We start from the raw sequence: 16,626 nt of genomic DNA, 5'->3' as shown, positions 1-16,626 counted from the left end.
TTAACACTCCAATCTATACACTAAAAACCTCTCATTCCCATTCTTCTCATAAGCCCCAGGCAACCTTACTTCTTTCTTCAGCTCAAACGCAGTCTGATTTTCTAAGAAGAAAATATAGTCCTCAGAAGGATAATATAAAATAATATCCACTTCTCTCCCCGTTTCTTCTACTGAAAGCAAAATGTTATTTACTACATTCATAAACACTTGTACAGAAAATGGATTAAAGAAATAAAACCTATTATCATGTGGATCAATCTCATATTCCTGCGCTAAACAACATTGGAATTGAATTTTCCCCTTACTGTTTCGTGCCTTTCGTGCATAACGATCTCGATTATCCATCGCTTTTTTATAAAATTCTTCATTCATTTCAATTCCAACTGCTGAAGCACCACATTTATGATGCATATAAAAGTTTAATCGCCCTTTTCCGCACCCAAAGTCTACAATTCGGTCGCTACTTCGTATTTCATATTGATTCAATAACTCATCTAACCCGCTATACGGTGTCGGTTCATAGCGATGATAATGCATAGACTTGTTAAACCCTTTTTGCTCACCGACTGTTTTTATATGTAAAACTGCATCGTAATATTGTTCGTTCATTCGTTTTCTCCTATTAAAAAATGGTACTTATTATTATACACCATGTACTGGAGGCTCATTTTTCATCAAATTAATAGGTACGTGAAATTATATTAACGATTTTCTCAATATATCTATCGTAACTTCAAATATATCAACGATTTTCTCAATATATCTATCATAACTTCAAATATATCAACGATTTTTCAAATATATCGATTTACCGACAATTCACGACAAAAAAACAGGAGCTCTCTAGCCCCTGTCTTCTAACACTTTCAATACAGTTTGTTTCAATATTTCTACCCCATCCATAATACAACTATGATCAAACCTCATATACGGATGGTGTAATCCAGGTTGTAGGTCTGCTCCTAGTCCAAGCATGACAGCTTTTAAATGTGGTCTTTTCACTGTATAGTAATGGAAATCATCGCTTCCTGTCGTATAGAGAGGCCCTGTGCATCTCTCTTCCCCATACACTTCGAGAATACCTTTACGCATAAAGCGCTCTGCTTCTTCGGAAACCTCTGCTCCTGGTGCAAGATCCATCCATTCGTATGAAGTTTTTGATCCCATCGATGCAGCTGATTCTATTACATGCTCAATCTTTTTCTTTAATTCTTCTAATAGTATATTACTCTCTGCTCTTACATCTAAACTGAAATGACCATTTCCCGGAATAATATTTAAATTATCACCACCAGCTTGGCATCTCGTCATTTTTACTGAATAAGAACTTTGCGGTGGCAGCCAAATATTTTTCAAACCGATATTAATCATGGAAATGACATCAATTGCATTCACACCTTGATGTGGTCTTGCCCCGTGTGCATCCTCCCCATGAATCATACCCTCTAAAAATCCTGCTGCTCCATGACGAATAGATGGGGCTGCTTGTTTCAAAGATAGTTCTTCAATTGGTCTTAGATGGACGCCAAATAAGAAATCAGCATCATCTACAGCACCTTTCTCCACCATCTTCAAAGCACCATTCCCCTTCTCTTCTGCTGGCTGAAAAATAAATCTAACCGTACCACTTTTCCATCTCATATTTTTCAATTGTAAAATAAGTCCCATTACAATGGTCATATGAGCATCATGGCCACATGAATGGTTCGCTTTAAATTCTCCATTTACTTCTTGCCAAAGTGCATCCATATCAGCACGAATCGCAATAACTGGATTCCCGCCTCCAATCTCAGCAATTACACCTGGACAATCATCAAATGTTCTATATGAAATTCCTTCTTCTTTTAAAAAGTCAGTAATATACGCTGTCGTTTCATATTCTTTCCAACTTACTTCAGGGTTTTCGTGTAAATGCTGAAAAATCTCCGTTAAGCGCTCTTGTAGTTCTAATGTTTTCAACGTTCCAGTCTCCTTCCCACATTACAAACGATTCGGGTTAATTATACTTATGAAAAACAGATGTTTTTATGAACATATTGAATTTTAAGAAAAAAGTCAATTATTTATTTTTAAATACTTAAAAAGCTTACTCTGCACTTATATTACAAACTAAACAAACAACTAGAACATTCCTTATTTTCTGTTTTTTATGTTGACGCTTACATAAACTTTTAGTTATCATAACCTAATAAACGTCTATTTTACGACAATTCTAAAAATACAAACAAACATACTTAACAAGGAGGAACTTTATGAAAAAAGAAATACCTTTTGGAATAGCGATTATCCCTATTATCATTACCGTTGCAGTTATGATGGTTACAATTGTTGTATTAAAACAAAGCCCTCACGTTCCACTTATTATCGGTACAACCGTTGCTTCTATTGTCGCTTGGCGTTATGGTTACAAATGGAATGATCTTGAAGAAGCAATGTATAAAGGGATTCGTCTTGCATTACCTGCTATCGTCATTATTATTCTTGTTGGCTTAACAATTGGTGCTTGGATTGGCGGTGGAATCGTCGCAACGATGATTTATTACGGTTTAAAACTTTTAACTCCATCACTATTTTTAGTTTCCATTACCGTCATTTGTTCTATCGTTGCATTAGCAATTGGTAGCTCTTGGTCTACAATGGGAACAATTGGTGTTGCTGGAATGGGAATTGGCCTAAGTATGGGAATTCCAGCCCCAATGGTTGCTGGTGCCATTATTTCAGGCTCTTATTTTGGCGATAAAATGTCACCGCTTTCAGATACAACTAACTTAGCCGCAGGATTAACAAATACAGATTTATTCGCACACATTCGTCATATGTTATTTACTACAGTTCCAGGTTTAATTATTACTCTTATCGTCTACGCGGTCTTAGGAAGAAGCTTCGGCGCTAACAATATTGATGCGAAGAGTATCGATCAAACGTTACAAGTATTGCAACAAAACTTTGTTATCTCGCCTTTTCTACTCATTATACCCGTAGTCGTTATGGTATTGGTCGCTAAAAAAGTCCCTGCTATACCAGCGATTCTCGTCGGTATTATTTTAGGATTCTTATCACAAGTCTTTATTCAAGGTGGTTCTGTCTCAGCATCTGTCGGTGCACTCCAAGCTGGATTTGTTATAGACACTGGAAACAAGCTAGTAGACGAACTATTTAACCGCGGTGGCTTAGATTCGATGATGAATACAGTCTCTATGACAATTGTCGCTATGACTTTCGGAGGAGTATTAGAACATACAGGTATTCTTCGCTCAATTGTAAATCAAATTTTAAAGTTAGCGAAATCAGCAAAAGGGCTTATCGCTTCTACTATCGCATCTTGTTTTGCAACAAACCTTACTTGCTCTGAACAATATATTTCAATTGTTGTCCCTTCAAGAATGTACGCAAATGCATACACGGAAAAAGGACTACATTCAAAAAACTTATCCAGAGCATTAGAAGATGGTGGAACATTAACTTCTGTCTTCGTTCCTTGGAATACGTGCGGTGTATTTATTCTCGCAACACTTGGCGTAGGTGCATTTGAATATGCTCCTTATGCTATTTTGAATTTCATCGTACCTATTATCTCAATCATTTATGGTATAACAGGCTTCACAATTGTAAAACTATCAGACATTGAAAAAGCAGAACTACTAAAGAAACAAAAAGCTCAACTAGAAGCTTAAAAATAGCGGTAAATTCAGTTCATATAGTGCGCGAGGTCGCCCTTGTTGATAGGGCATTTCCTCGCCGCAAATATGAGCATACCCGTAATCAACTAATTTCTTTAACAACCTTTCTGTCGATCTTCGAGTCACTTGTAAATACTCAGAAAGGTCAGCTGCTGTAAACTTCAATGACGGGTGCGATTGACTAAATTGAATGATTTTTGACAAGTTGGCCGGACTAAGCTTCGTTTCCTTCGCTATTTTCATTAGTTCCGGATTATCATTTTTCAAACTTTGTACTCTCTGTTCTTTCGGGAACGGACCAAACAAATCTTTATCACTTGTTAGTATATAAAAACAACGATCTATTGGATTGTTCTTTGCAAAACTTTGAGCAATTTTTGCATTTTGCTCCGCTTCTTTCACGGTTTTCCCATAACCAAATCCAATAGCTATCGTTCCTTCTACGCTCGCAAACAAGTTATCTATCGCATTTGTTTTAATAATTGATTCGATATCACCACGAGTTGTATACAAAATGCATGTCATTTCATCCACTTGTTTAAATGAACCACGTAGCTCTTTTGAAATGACATCTAGTTTTTCAAGCAAACTCGTTCGTAATTCTAAGGAAGAAATAATACAAGCACCAACAGTAGCTGAATAGCTTTTTGCTAACTCAGCTTTTATTTTTGCATCTTTTAGCCCATGTATAACGGATTGTGTTGGATCAATCATACGCTCTGAAGGAACACCTATTTTTTGAAGCTCGTCGTAAACAGCGTGAATACTAGTTAAAGCTAAATGAGCCTCTCCAGATTGATATTTAGCTACATGAAAATCGATAACTCTATTTATCTCATCCTTACTCCACAGCATATTGTCATAATCCAACACTTGCGGACTTTCTTTTATACCGATATCATGGAACACATTTGTAATAAACGAGCGGTCTACTAAATCGATGGAAATGTTATGTGGTTGAATACTTTGATGATACATGATAGAAAGAATTGAAGATGCGACAGTTGTCTCGTCTTGCTGTAAGTATGTACTTGGAATTTGTAATTGTTCTCTTATTTCTTTTGCCATATAATAAGGTAAAGCACCTGAGAAAAAGATGACATCACAAGGCTTTAAACACTTTAATAGTTCAGAAGATTCCGCCGGATGAAGGTAAATATATGGATCAATTTCTATTCCTTCTAATTTTTGAGCAATAGGAAAAAGGTTCTCCATAAACTCCTTTGAACCGACAACTGCAATTTTTATCATCATTTTCTCTAACTCCTTATCATTAATTAACGACTATTTAACGTCAACTATATCAAATGTATAAAACTATTGTAAACAGGAAGGGGTCTCTATTCAATGAAAATTACAGCTATTCATCTTTACGCAATTCGTTTACCGCTTCGCAATCCGTTTGTTATTAGTTATGGCTCTTATTCTGATATGCCCTCTATTATCGTCAAAATGGAAACAGATGAAGGTATTATTGGTTACGGTGAAGGCGTTGCTGATGATCACGTCACAGGTGAATCATGGGAAAGTACTTTCTATACTTTAAAACATACGCTAACCCCTGCTCTAATCGGGCAAAATCCAATGAATATCGAAAAAATACACGACATGATGGACAATACAATTTACGGTGTTCCAACAGCGAAAGCCGCAATTGATATTGCTTGTTTTGATATAATGGGCAAAAAACTAAATCAACCTGTATATCAATTAATTGGCGGGCGCTACCATGAAGAATTCCCTGTCACTCATGTTTTAAGTATTGCCGATCCAGAAAACATGGCTGAAGAAGCTGCTTCTATGATTCAAAAAGGTTACCAATCTTTCAAAATGAAAGTTGGTACAAATGTAAAAGAAGATGTGAAACGTATTGAAGCTGTACGAGAACGTGTAGGAAATGACATCGCTATTCGCGTTGATGTAAACCAAGGCTGGAAAAATAGCGCAAACACATTAACAGCACTACGTTCATTAGGACATTTAAACATTGACTGGATTGAACAACCTGTTATCGCGGACGATATTGATGCCATGGCTCATATCCGTTCTAAGACAGACCTCCCGCTTATGATTGATGAAGGCTTAAAAAGTTCTCGTGAAATGCGCCAAATTATTAAATTAGAAGCTGCTGATAAAGTAAATATAAAACTAATGAAATGCGGCGGCATATATCCAGCTGTAAAGCTCGCTCATCAAGCAGAAATGGCAGGCATTGAATGCCAAGTGGGATCAATGGTCGAATCATCTGTTGCCTCTTCCGCAGGATTCCATGTCGCTTTCTCAAAAAAAATTATTACGAGCGTAGAGCTAACAGGACCATTAAAATTCACGAAAGACATTGGAAACTTACATTACGATGTACCATTCATTCGCTTAAACGAAAAGCCTGGACTCGGCATTGAAATAAACGAAGATACACTACAAGAACTAACCGTCTTTCAAGACGTTGTACGCTAAAGGAGGACTATCATATGACGGTTCTATACGAAGGAACATTAAAACAAAATAACGAATCATTTCACGTTACATTACTATCACTAGAGCACATCGAACAAATTTTATCACTACAAAACATCGTAGTTGAAGCACTAGAAGATAAAAGTCGTTTACAACCACTCTCACAAGAAGAATTTCAATACATTCTAGAAGGAAACGGCATGATGATCGGTGCTTTTATCGAAAACGAACTCATCGCATTTCGCGCTCTACTCGTCCCTCCTATCGACGATGAACATTTAGGGCTTGATATTGGTCTATCAGAAAGTGAACTGCACCGCGTCATCTATCAAGAAATCTCAAACGTTCATCCGAACTGCCGAGGAAATGGTATGCAAAAAATATTAGCAAACGTCATCATGGACGAATTGCAAAAAGAAGACAGCAAATATGATTACGTATGCTGCACCGTTGCTCCTTTTAACATCCCGAGTTTGAAGGATAAGTTTGCGCAAGGGATGGCGATTGCTGCGCTGAAGGAGAAGTATGGTGGTAATCTGCGGTATGTTTTTGTGAAGGAATTGCGCAGAGATAAGGAAAACGATTGGACAGATGTTCAAAGTATTCTAATGAGTGATGCTAGTGGACAGCAGGCTTTGCTTTCGGAGGGGTATCTTGGGTATGAGATGGAGAAAACAGCAGATACTTTCATTGTGAAGTTTGGGCGATAATCTATATACTCGAAAAGAGGAGATGTCTGCTGTGACCTCTTCTCTTTTCGATTTGTTGAACAATCCTGTGGTAAATGAAATTATATCAACGATTTTTCGAATATATCTATCATAACTTACAATATATCAACGATTTTTAAAATATATCTATCAAAACTCACAATATATCAACGATTCGACAAGAAATATCGATTTACAGACAAAAATCGATATCCCTTCCTAAACCGTCATCTTCCAACTAGATAAAGCTAACCAGTTCTCCATTTCCTTATAATCAGGCATTATCTTCCCGACAAGACGCCAAAAAGATCGATCATGATTTAAATGAACCATATGACACATTTCATGAACAACTACATAGTCAATTACTCGCTGTGGTGCCATTGCTAGCTTCCAATTGAATGTTAGTTGTAAATTCGAATCGCAAGTACCCCAAGTACGACTACTATCTTTAATACGAATAGAACGTGGTTTTGTTTTGAAATTACTTTGATGCGCTTTAATGCTTTTCTCTACTAAAGCTTTACACTGCTTATAATAAAATCGTTTTAAAGCTTGTTGTATTTTCTCATCCTTAAGCTCTTTCACATAAATATGTAACTTATCCCCTTCAAATACTGCGTTGTCTTGCTCAATGCTTGCATCTTGGGAAATCTGTATCGGATACGTATTCCCTAAATACAAAAAGCCCTCTCCTTGATCATAATCCTTTTCCTGTGGTCCATGCGCTCGCTCCGCCATTTCCTTACGTGTTGTCTGAATCCAACCCCACTTCTCCTCTAGCAACTGGACTAAGTATTCAACAGGTGTTCCTTTCGGAGCCTGCACTTCCACATTTCCATACGAATCCACAAAAAGACGCACGGACTTTTTCTTCTTATAAGTTATATGAAAATTAATTGTCTCACCTAAATATGTATGTACCATTTCATCACCTAGCATAGTATTTTTACAAATAAAAAAGAGTAGGATACGAACGTCCTACTCTACCTATTATATCATTTACTGCTTTAACGAACTCATTATCCTCTATACTTTACACCTAATCCCTTAATGAAATTCCTTGCGTATCTATCGCCACACTCTTTGTAATTTTTATGGCCTTTCTTTCTTAATAGAGCGCCTAACTCTCCTTTTGTTACCGTAACGCCTACGCTATCTAATATATCAAGTACATCTTCACTCGTTAATGAAAGTGCGATTTTCATTTTCTTTAGAAGAAGGTTATTGGCACTCTCTTTGCTTTGTACAGGTGCAGGCTGCCCTGGTTTCGGATCTTGCTTTCCTCTTTTTAAAGTAATAAATCCATTTAAAAATGCCTCTAACATCATCATATCGCATGTTAATACGTACTCATCTTCGATTACATCAGGGTTTTCAGGCTCGTGCTGAGGCTCTCTCTTTATTTTTGTAAGCATATCAACTACGTCTTCTTTCGTTACTTCCATCCCGCCAAGTTTAAAGATTTCTACCATATCTATGTCTTTTATATCTAAAGCGTATCTTACTCTTTTTAATATATCGTTGTTGCTCATTGCCATTGGGTTTCCTCCTGAAATGTTGATTATTTATTCAGCGGTTAAAGTTTATGCTATAACCTACTTTAAATTATCATGTTTAATCTAACCTTTTAGTTATTGTCCGCTAAATTAATACTTTAACATTTTAAAGATATGTTTTATAGTCTTACCCGAACTTTTCTCTATCATTGTATCTACAGCGCTCTTACATGTTTTTTATATGCCTATAAAAAGATTTCTCTCTTAACATTAACTAAAAGAAAAAAACAGTGTTTTGATTTCTCAAATACACTGTTCTTTTCCAGCTCTGCACTTATTTTCAACTCACTCATGTCATGCACTACATATGAAATGATTTAACTGCTTAAAAGTTAAACCGTCTCACTATCCTGAGCCACACCAACACTATCCTCAAACTTATCCAACAAAGCACGCACCTCATCAGTCGATTTCGTACTCATCAATTGATTTCTCAATTCAGCAGCTCCAGGGAAGCCTTTTACATAAATTTTGAAGAAGCGGTGAAGCCCTGTGATTGAGCGTGGCAGTACTTCTGCATATTGATCTTGAAGATCAAGTTGTAGTCTTAAAAGATCTAGGTGCTCTTTACTGCTATGCTCTCTTGGCTCTTTTTCAAAAGCAAATGGATTTTTGAAGATGCCTCGTCCGATCATTACGCCATCAATGCCGTATTTTTCAGCAAGTTCCAGCCCCATTTTACGATCAAGGATGTCTCCATTGATTGTTATTAACGTATTTGGTGCGATACGGTCACGTAATTTTTTAATTTCCGGAATTAGTTCCCAATGCGCATCTACTTGGCTCATTTCCTCTCTTGTGCGTAAATGAATAGAAAGGTTTGCAATATCTTGTTTGAAAATGTGCGTTAACCAATCTTCCCACTCGCTTAACTCTTTAAAGCCAAGTCTTGTTTTTACGCTGACAGGTAGTCCGCCCGCTTTTGCTGCTTGGATAAGTTCTGCTGCAACGTCTGGACGTAGAATAAGACCACTGCCTTTTCCTCTTGATGCTACATTCGGTACTGGGCAACCCATATTAATATCGATGCCTTTAAATCCTAGTTCTGCCATACCGATACTCATTTGACGGAAGTATTCAGGATTATCTCCCCAAATATGTGCTACCATCGGTTGTTCATCTTCTGTAAAAATTAAACGGCCACGTACACTTTTCATACCTTCTGGATGGCAATAGCTATCCGAGTTTGTAAACTCTGTGAAGAATACGTCCGGACGACCTGCTTCACTTACTACGTGACGGAAAACAACGTCTGTCACATCTTCCATTGGTGCAAGTACGAAAAATGGTCGTGGTAATTCACGCCAAAAATTATCTATCATTTCAAATTCAAATCCTCTCACTATGAATACAATTTCAAAATCTCAATTTATAATTTGTGAAAATCAGCAATATTTATTTTAACTAAAATCGCTTATGAATGGTATTTTTGTAAACCAAAAAGCAGATGGTATAGATTTCCCCTATATCAACTGCTTTCCTATTATACTAACTTAAGCCAAGCCACACACTCCACATGCGTCGTATGCGGGAACATATCAACAGGTTGTACTTCCTGCGTTTTATATCCGCCTTCTTCTAGTACTTTTAAATCACGTGCTAATGTTGCTGGGTTACACGATACGTATACGACGCGGTTTGGCTTCATGTCGATGATTGTGTTTAGTAATGCTTCGTCACAGCCTTTACGCGGTGGGTCTACGACCATTGTGTCAGCAATTACGCCTTCTTTGTACCATTTTGGAATGACTACTTCTGCTTCTCCTACGCCAAATTCAGCGTTTGTCATGTTGTTTAGTGCTGCGTTTCGGTTTGCGTCTTCGATTGCTTCTGGGACGATTTCAACGCCGTACACTTTTTTCGCTTTTTGCGCTAGGAATAACGAGATTGATCCGATTCCGCAATAGGCATCGATTACTGTTTCGTTACCATTTAATTTTGCGTATTCTAACGTTTTATCGTATAGCACTTTCGTTTGTTCTGGATTTACTTGATAGAATGAACGTGCTGAAATCGCAAATTTAATGTCACCGATAAAGTCATAAATATATTCTGATCCGTATAATACTGTCGTTTTGTCTCCGAAAATTACATTCGTACGCTTTGTATTTACGTTTTGAACAATTGATTTTACTTCTGGGAATTTCGCTGCAATTTCTTCAATAATTGCTTTTTTGTTCGGCAATTCTGCTGTACGCGTAATGAAGACAAGCATAATTTCCCCTGTTACTTGTCCGTAACGAGCCATTACGTGACGAAGTGTTCCTTTGTTACGCTCTTCGTTGTACGCAGTGATACCGTGCTTTTCACAAATACGTTTTACTTCTTGGATTAATGTATCGTTTTCTTCTGCCTGAATTAAGCATGATTCCATATTAATGATGTCATGCGTTCCTTGGCGATAAAAACCAGCTACAAGTCCGCCTTCACGTTCTCCGATTGGTACTTGTGCTTTATTACGGTATACCCACGGATTCTTCATGCCAAGTACAGGATGAACAGGAACATCAGCTAGTCCTCCGATACGCTGCATAACGTCACGTACTTGTTTTTCTTTCGCTTGTAATTGTCCTTCATAAGTTAAGTGCTGAAGCTGACAACCGCCGCACTGATTATATACTGGGCATTCAGCATCTTTACGATATGGGCTTTCTGTATGAAGCTTCATTAAACGACCAAATGCGAAGTTTTTCTTCACTTTAATAATTTTAATTTGCGCTTCTTCACCTGGTAATCCGTTTTTAACGAAAATAGGATAGCCCTTTACTTTCGCAACACCGGCACCATCATGTGTTAAATCTTCAAATACTACATCTATAAACTCGTTTTTCTCAACTGGTGGCGTCATTTTAGTACTCATTTTCCGACCTCTCTTTTTCATAACACTGCGTTACATTTTATCATACTTATATGGTCTTTTTCTATTGGAAGAAAAAAAGCTATTGACGATACTTCTCTGTTAATGTTACGCTACTACTAATTTAATACGGACGATGTTACCTCATATATACTTGATAATATGGATCGAGAGTTTCTACCCGGCAACCTTAAATTGCTGGACTATGGGGAAAACTAATGAATATTAGCCTATGCGCAAAAAAGGACTCATATTGATTAGCTTTCTCTCATAGATGAAAGTGAATCCATATGGGTCTTTTTTTATTTTTATTTTTCTAAAAGGTCAGACATCTTACGTATGACATAAAACCTCATTCCTTTATTTTTAGTAATATAACGAGCGTTTTATGTACAAACTTTATACGAACTTCTGAAAGGGGCAACTACATGCAATATGTAATGAGCATTATCGGTATTATTGCCGTGTTAGGTTTATGTTTTGCTTTGTCAAACAACAAAAGTAAAATCAACTTCCGTGCAATTGCAATTATGATTGGTTTCCAAATTTTAATCGGTTGGTTTATGTTTGCTACAAAGATTGGTCAACAAATCATTATTTTCATTAGTAAAGTTTTCAACAAACTAATTAAACTTGGTACGACAGGTGTCGATTTTCTCTTTAATGGAATTCACAGAGATTTTGTCTTTTTCTTAAACGTATTATTAATTATCGTATTTTTCTCAGCACTACTTTCAATCTTTAGTTATTTAGGTGTTTTACCATTCATCGTTCGCGTTGTCGGCGGTGCTATTTCAAAAATTACTGGTTTACCACGTGTTGAGTCATTCCACGCAGTAAACTCTGTATTCTTCGGTTCAAGTGAAGCGTTAATCGTTATTAAAAACGATTTACAGCATTTCAATAAAAACCGTATGTTTATCATTTGTTGTTCTGCGATGAGCTCCGTTTCTGCTTCTGTTACAGCATCATACGTAATGATGTTAGATGCAAAATACGTACTGGCAGCTCTTCCGCTAAACTTATTCTCAAGCTTAATCGTTTGTTCGTTATTAACACCAGTTGATACGAAGAAAGAAGATGAAGTGATTCAGAAATTTGATAGAACTCTATTCGGAGACAGCTTTATCGGCGCAATGATTAACGGTGCGCTTGATGGTTTAAAAGTAGCTGGTATCGTTGCCGCATTAATGATCGCCTTTATCGGTGTGATGGAAGTTGTAAACTACGTAATTAGTGCAGCTTCAGGCGCAATGGGACATGCTGTTACTTTACAACAAATCTTCGGTTACGTACTTTCTCCATTCGCATTCTTAATGGGTATTCCAACTCAAGATATTATCCCAGCTGGTGGTATTATGGGTACGAAGATTGTTTTAAATGAGTTTGTAGCAATCCTTGATTTAAAAGACACAGCTACAACATTAGCTCCACGTACAGTTGGAATCGTTACAGTATTCTTAATTAGCTTCGCAAGTATTAGCCAAATTGGTGCAATCGTTGGTACAATCCGTGCCCTTTCTGAAAAGCAAGGAAGCGTTGTTTCTAAATTTGGTTGGAAAATGCTATTTGCATCAACACTTGCTTCTATTTTATCTGCGACAATCGCTGGATTGTTTATTTAATAAAAAAACACCTTACTTTAACAAGTAAGGTGTTTTTTTTGATTCTTTATGAAACCGAGTGAAATTCAACTGCTTCTTCTGTATTGATAATCCTATCTTTATATATACCTTTTATTGAAATGTAAATGATAGATTTGTTTATATTTTTTAACTTTCCTAATGAAAAATGATAAAGTAATCCATCGCTTTTTAAAGTCCACATCTTCCCACTCCATGGACCAGTAGCTTTTTGTTCATCCGACGCCTTTATTTCACCTTCATATTCGCATTCTCCCAAAGGAGTTTTAATTGTATTCTTCTCTGTATCAATTCGAATATTTTTAATTAGCTTCAAATTTTCATCAGAGAGAATTTGAATTTCATGATCTTTCTTTTTAAAAAAGAGTTTTCCGTCTTTGGTATTTATATATTCTGCATTATCCATTTTATCTATCATAAAATCATATTCTTCTTTTGTAATACCTAAGTTTTGATGATAAGGAAACGTTTTTTTCGGTATAATTTCTTCTTCGGCATACTTCAAATACCAATCTAAATTATTTGTAATACTATTGCTCATTTTATTTCCGATTTTCTCTAATTTCTCTTTTATCTCATAAGGAAATTCTAGTGTCATAATATCCGCCGTCACTTCCGCATTCATAAGATGCGATGGAATATACTCTTCCACGCTATTCGCTTTACTCACTTCACTTTGACAACCAACTATAAATAGCGATATGAAAAAGATATATATTATTTTTTTATATTTCATTTCTATTCTCCACTCCATACATTATTCTTACTTAGTTTTATAGCGGTTTTCATTATAGTATAAAATCTTTATATTTTAATAAAATGCATACCCTTATGCAAAATTGCATATTAATATGTATTCTTCTTACTTTAAAATTAGCTTAAATCACTTTCCAAATTATACAAATAACAAGTTAAAAATGTTATAATTTTCAAAAAACCATTGGAGGATATTATGAAAGCCCACGCAATTTTCGATTTCTTACATTTACTAGTCTTAACGCTGAAAAGCTATTATGTATGGGGAATGCCTATCTATGTCTTCATTATTCCTCTTATCTTTGTAGTCGGTTATATTATTATTAATTCTAATAAGAAACAAAAAAACACATCTATTCAAAGTCACTAATCTATTACCTTAATAGCCTCCTAAAAATCATATTCCCCTCATTTTCTTCAAATGATATGATGAACAAGGGTATATCCCCACCACTCTTATAGCGGTGGGGATTTTAATGTCAATATGCAACATACTACACAATAGAAGGTGATTTTTATGAGAAAATACGCAGCAATTGCTTTATGTACGTCTGCCATTCTAGCAGGCTGCAATACTAGCAATGTAAGCCAAGAACCTAAAAAAGAGAAAAAGGTTCAAGAAGTAGCTATACAAAAAGAGGCTCTACAAGAACAAGGTAAAATTTCTTATACTCCCATCACACACGAATCTACAAACACAAGTATTCATATTACAGACTTAAAAGATTCTTTAAATGAAGTACAATATAAAATTTGGCGCACAGCTGATGGAAAGGAACGTGCTAAATCTTTTTCTTCTAAAGAAAAGGAGAAACAATTTACAATTCCTTTTGACATAAAAGAATTTGAAGGAAAACGCGGTGAGTTCCAAATTGAAGCAACAGGAATGAAAGAAGATGGGAAAACAATCCCGCTTACGAAATCTACTATTACTTTCGAACAAAAGATTCCTGTTCTTATGTATCACGCAATCGATGATTATCATGGTCAAGGTATTAAAGACTTATTCGTATCACCAGCTAACTTTGAAGCACAAATGAAACATTTAAAGGACAATGGTTATACGCTTTTAACGTTTGAACGCTGGGGCGATATAAATAAAGTAAATAAGCCGATTTTCGTTACATTTGATGACGGTATGAAAAATAATATGAATGCATTTCGCGTTTTACAAAAGCTAAAAGATGATACTTTTAAACCGGCAGCAACAGAATATATGATTGTTGATAACGTTGATGTAGAAGGAGCATTGTCTACTTCTGAAATAAAAGAAATGGTTGATTCCGGCATTTTCTCGGTGCAATCTCATACTGCAACACATGCAGACTTACCGAAAATTACAAACTATGAGGAAGAGTTAAAAGGTTCAAAAGAAAAACTAGAAAAAATAACAGGTAAGCCTGTTATCGCGATTGCTTATCCATTCGGTCATGTAGATGATAAGGTTGTTACAGAAACGAAGAAGTATTATCAATTTGCGACGACGACAAAGCCTGGGCAATTCATTACGAAGGGTGAACCTGATGAATTGTTAAAGATGAAGCGCGTTCGTATACACCATACAACGACTGTAGAGCAGTTTGCTTCTTCAATTAAGTAAATATAAGGGCTCAATACATTTTGAGCTCTCTTTTTACTTTATATTTATATATATTTTTAGAATTTTCTTGTATTATATATAGTAAGAAATCTTTCAAATTAAAGGAGATTATACATATGTCATTTGAACAAACGTTAGAGAAATATGCTGCTCTTGCAGTTAATGTTGGTGTTAATATTCAACCTGGACAAACTTTATCAATTAGTGCACCTCTTGAAGCTGTACAATTTGTACGCCTCGTTACAGAAAAAGCATATAAATCTGGTGCAAAACACGTATATGTAGATTGGAATGATGAGACGTTAACACGCTTAAAGTTCGATCTAGCTCCTGAAGAAGCTTTCGCTGAATTTCCATCTTGGAAAGCACATGCTCGTGAAGAATTAGCAAAAGAAGGCGCTGCATTTATGTCTATCTATGCAGAAAACCCTGATTTATTAAAAGGTGTAGAAGCATCGCGTATTGCAACAGCTCATAAAGTAGCTGGAGAAGCAATGAAAGTATACCGTGATTACGTACAAGCAGATAAAGTAAGTTGGTGTGTCATTTCTGTTCCTACGAAAGAATGGGCTGCGAAAGTATTCCCTGACGTAGCGCCAGAAGAACAAGAAGCAAAGTTATGGGATGCTATTTTCAAAGCTACTCGTGCTGATTTAGAAAATCCTGTAGAAGCATGGAAAGAACATGATGAAACATTACATACAAAAGTGGATTACTTAAACGAAAAGCATTATAAAGCTCTTCACTATACAGGTCCTGGAACAGATTTAACAATCGAACTTCCAGAAAAACATGTATGGGCTGGTGCTGGTAGCTTAAATGAAAAGAACGTACCATTTATGGCTAATATTCCAACTGAAGAAGTATTTACAATGCCACTTAAAACAGGTGTAAACGGCCAAGTTTCTAGTACAAAACCGTTAGTATTTGCAGGTAATATTATCGAGAATTTCACGTTAACATTTGAAAACGGGCGTATCGTAGACTATAAAGCTGAAGCTGGTGAAGAAGCTTTAAAACATTTAGTAGAAACAGATGAAGGTTCTCACTTCTTAGGAGAAGTAGCTTTAGTACCTCATGACTCACCAATTTCAAACACAAATGTTTTATTCTACAATACACTATTTGACGAAAATGCATCTTGCCACCTTGCAATCGGAAATGCTTATGCATTTAACTTAGTTGGCGGAAAAACAATGTCTAAAGAAGAACTTGCTGAAAACGGCGCAAACGCTAGTATTACACACAACGACTTCATGATTGGATCAGCTGAGCTTGATATTGACGGTATTACTGCTGATGGCAGACATGAGCCTATCTTCCGTAAAGGTAACTGGGCGTTTTAAATTTATTACCATAAAGAA

15 protein-coding genes and 1 riboswitch are annotated in these 16,626 nt (G+C 36.1%); of the genes, 7 read left to right on the top strand and 8 right to left on the bottom strand.

Going from position 1 to position 16,626, the window contains the following annotated elements; translation table 11 throughout:
* Both ACTFO4_RS25805 and ACTFO4_RS25800 read right to left on the bottom strand, forming a co-directional pair.
* Positions 1-609 (bottom strand): SAM-dependent methyltransferase, encoded by a 609-nt coding sequence (locus tag ACTFO4_RS25805; RefSeq protein WP_440014514.1) that lies wholly within the window; start codon positions 607-609, stop codon positions 1-3.
* Between the two features lie 234 nt (positions 610-843).
* Entirely contained in the window at positions 844-1,959 is a 1,116-nt protein-coding gene (locus tag ACTFO4_RS25800) for a M20 peptidase aminoacylase family protein (protein ID WP_000853516.1), read from the bottom strand.
* A gap of 293 nt (positions 1,960-2,252) precedes the next feature.
* Here ACTFO4_RS25800 and nhaC point away from each other — a divergent pair, with 293 nt between their 5' ends.
* Positions 2,253-3,674 carry a Na+/H+ antiporter NhaC gene (gene nhaC, locus ACTFO4_RS25795; RefSeq protein ID WP_000711515.1) on the top strand — a complete coding sequence of 474 codons (1,422 nt, stop codon included), beginning with the start codon at positions 2,253-2,255 and terminating at the stop codon, positions 3,672-3,674.
* Here nhaC and ACTFO4_RS25790 read toward each other — a convergent pair.
* Positions 3,663-4,934, bottom strand: coding sequence for a transcriptional regulator (locus tag ACTFO4_RS25790; protein ID WP_410988185.1), 1,272 nt, complete (start codon positions 4,932-4,934; stop codon positions 3,663-3,665). The two genes, nhaC and ACTFO4_RS25790, sit on opposite strands and share 12 nt — an antisense overlap.
* Before the next feature lie 93 nt (positions 4,935-5,027).
* Here ACTFO4_RS25790 and ACTFO4_RS25785 point away from each other — a divergent pair, with 93 nt between their 5' ends.
* Together ACTFO4_RS25785 and ACTFO4_RS25780 are read left to right on the top strand one after the other, a co-directional pair.
* Positions 5,028-6,137 carry a mandelate racemase/muconate lactonizing enzyme family protein gene (locus ACTFO4_RS25785; RefSeq protein WP_000704497.1) on the top strand — a complete coding sequence of 370 codons (1,110 nt, stop codon included), beginning with the start codon at positions 5,028-5,030 and terminating at the stop codon, positions 6,135-6,137.
* A 14-nt stretch (positions 6,138-6,151) separates the two neighbouring features.
* Positions 6,152-6,847 carry a hypothetical protein gene (locus tag ACTFO4_RS25780; RefSeq protein WP_000217553.1) on the top strand — a complete coding sequence of 232 codons (696 nt, stop codon included), beginning with the start codon at positions 6,152-6,154 and terminating at the stop codon, positions 6,845-6,847.
* 219 nt (positions 6,848-7,066) lie between these two features.
* Here the strand turns inward: ACTFO4_RS25780 and ACTFO4_RS25775 are convergent, their stop codons facing one another.
* The 4 genes from ACTFO4_RS25775 to rlmD all read right to left on the bottom strand — a co-directional run bounded on the left by ACTFO4_RS25775 (position 7,067) and on the right by rlmD (position 11,266).
* Positions 7,067-7,774 (bottom strand): M48 family metallopeptidase, encoded by a 708-nt coding sequence (locus ACTFO4_RS25775; RefSeq protein ID WP_440014513.1) that lies wholly within the window; start codon positions 7,772-7,774, stop codon positions 7,067-7,069.
* A 95-nt stretch (positions 7,775-7,869) separates the two neighbouring features.
* Positions 7,870-8,388, bottom strand: coding sequence for a DUF1456 family protein (locus tag ACTFO4_RS25770; RefSeq protein WP_001251713.1), 519 nt, complete (start codon positions 8,386-8,388; stop codon positions 7,870-7,872).
* A gap of 350 nt (positions 8,389-8,738) precedes the next feature.
* Positions 8,739-9,728, bottom strand: a complete 990-nt coding sequence (locus ACTFO4_RS25765; RefSeq protein ID WP_000566708.1) for a tRNA dihydrouridine synthase — start codon at positions 9,726-9,728, stop codon at positions 8,739-8,741.
* A gap of 161 nt (positions 9,729-9,889) precedes the next feature.
* Positions 9,890-11,266, bottom strand: coding sequence for a 23S rRNA (uracil(1939)-C(5))-methyltransferase RlmD (gene rlmD, locus ACTFO4_RS25760; RefSeq protein WP_000105019.1), 1,377 nt, complete (start codon positions 11,264-11,266; stop codon positions 9,890-9,892).
* Positions 11,267-11,387: 121 nt separating this feature from the next.
* A riboswitch (purine riboswitch) is annotated at positions 11,388-11,489 on the top strand.
* A gap of 202 nt (positions 11,490-11,691) precedes the next feature.
* Between rlmD and ACTFO4_RS25755 the strand changes: the two genes are divergently transcribed.
* Complete coding sequence (locus tag ACTFO4_RS25755) at positions 11,692-12,888, top strand: NupC/NupG family nucleoside CNT transporter (RefSeq protein WP_001200484.1); 1,197 nt, start codon at positions 11,692-11,694, stop codon at positions 12,886-12,888.
* Positions 12,889-12,934: 46 nt separating this feature from the next.
* Here ACTFO4_RS25755 and ACTFO4_RS25750 read toward each other — a convergent pair whose 3' ends face one another.
* Entirely contained in the window at positions 12,935-13,642 is a 708-nt protein-coding gene (locus ACTFO4_RS25750; protein WP_078404135.1) for a hypothetical protein, read from the bottom strand.
* Positions 13,643-13,858: 216 nt separating this feature from the next.
* Here ACTFO4_RS25750 and ACTFO4_RS25745 point away from each other — a divergent pair, with 216 nt between their 5' ends.
* The 3 genes from ACTFO4_RS25745 (at position 13,859) to ACTFO4_RS25735 (ending at position 16,608) form a co-directional block, all read left to right on the top strand.
* Positions 13,859-14,032, top strand: coding sequence for a hypothetical protein (locus ACTFO4_RS25745; protein ID WP_000643592.1), 174 nt, complete (start codon positions 13,859-13,861; stop codon positions 14,030-14,032).
* Between the two features lie 147 nt (positions 14,033-14,179).
* Entirely contained in the window at positions 14,180-15,262 is a 1,083-nt protein-coding gene (locus ACTFO4_RS25740; RefSeq protein WP_242259674.1) for a polysaccharide deacetylase family protein, read from the top strand.
* A 116-nt stretch (positions 15,263-15,378) separates the two neighbouring features.
* Positions 15,379-16,608 (top strand): aminopeptidase, encoded by a 1,230-nt coding sequence (locus ACTFO4_RS25735; RefSeq protein ID WP_017674254.1) that lies wholly within the window; start codon positions 15,379-15,381, stop codon positions 16,606-16,608.
* Positions 16,609-16,626 lie beyond the last annotated feature (18 nt).

The organism is Bacillus cereus group sp. MYBKT14-1 (assembly GCF_051915185.1).
Lineage (GTDB): Bacteria > Bacillota > Bacilli > Bacillales > Bacillaceae_G > Bacillus_A > Bacillus_A cereus.
This window is presented reverse-complemented; position numbering and strand designations above follow the sequence as displayed.

Bases quoted from the DNA above. Each gene is read 5' to 3' on its own strand.
- ACTFO4_RS25805 (WP_440014514.1), bottom strand. From the start codon at position 609: ATGAACGAACAATATTACGATGCAGTTTTACATATAAAAACAGTCGGT.
- nhaC (WP_000711515.1), top strand. From the start codon at position 2,253: ATGAAAAAAGAAATACCTTTTGGAATAGCGATTATCCCTATTATCATT.
- ACTFO4_RS25790 (WP_410988185.1), bottom strand. From the start codon at position 4,934: ATGATGATAAAAATTGCAGTTGTCGGTTCAAAGGAGTTTATGGAGAAC.
- ACTFO4_RS25785 (WP_000704497.1), top strand. From the start codon at position 5,028: ATGAAAATTACAGCTATTCATCTTTACGCAATTCGTTTACCGCTTCGC.
- ACTFO4_RS25780 (WP_000217553.1), top strand. From the start codon at position 6,152: ATGACGGTTCTATACGAAGGAACATTAAAACAAAATAACGAATCATTT.
- ACTFO4_RS25775 (WP_440014513.1), bottom strand. From the start codon at position 7,774: ATGGTACATACATATTTAGGTGAGACAATTAATTTTCATATAACTTAT.
- ACTFO4_RS25770 (WP_001251713.1), bottom strand. From the start codon at position 8,388: ATGGCAATGAGCAACAACGATATATTAAAAAGAGTAAGATACGCTTTA.
- ACTFO4_RS25765 (WP_000566708.1), bottom strand. From the start codon at position 9,728: ATGATAGATAATTTTTGGCGTGAATTACCACGACCATTTTTCGTACTT.
- rlmD (WP_000105019.1), bottom strand. From the start codon at position 11,266: ATGAGTACTAAAATGACGCCACCAGTTGAGAAAAACGAGTTTATAGAT.
- ACTFO4_RS25755 (WP_001200484.1), top strand. From the start codon at position 11,692: ATGCAATATGTAATGAGCATTATCGGTATTATTGCCGTGTTAGGTTTA.
- ACTFO4_RS25750 (WP_078404135.1), bottom strand. From the start codon at position 13,642: ATGAAATATAAAAAAATAATATATATCTTTTTCATATCGCTATTTATA.
- ACTFO4_RS25745 (WP_000643592.1), top strand. From the start codon at position 13,859: ATGAAAGCCCACGCAATTTTCGATTTCTTACATTTACTAGTCTTAACG.
- ACTFO4_RS25740 (WP_242259674.1), top strand. From the start codon at position 14,180: ATGAGAAAATACGCAGCAATTGCTTTATGTACGTCTGCCATTCTAGCA.
- ACTFO4_RS25735 (WP_017674254.1), top strand. From the start codon at position 15,379: ATGTCATTTGAACAAACGTTAGAGAAATATGCTGCTCTTGCAGTTAAT.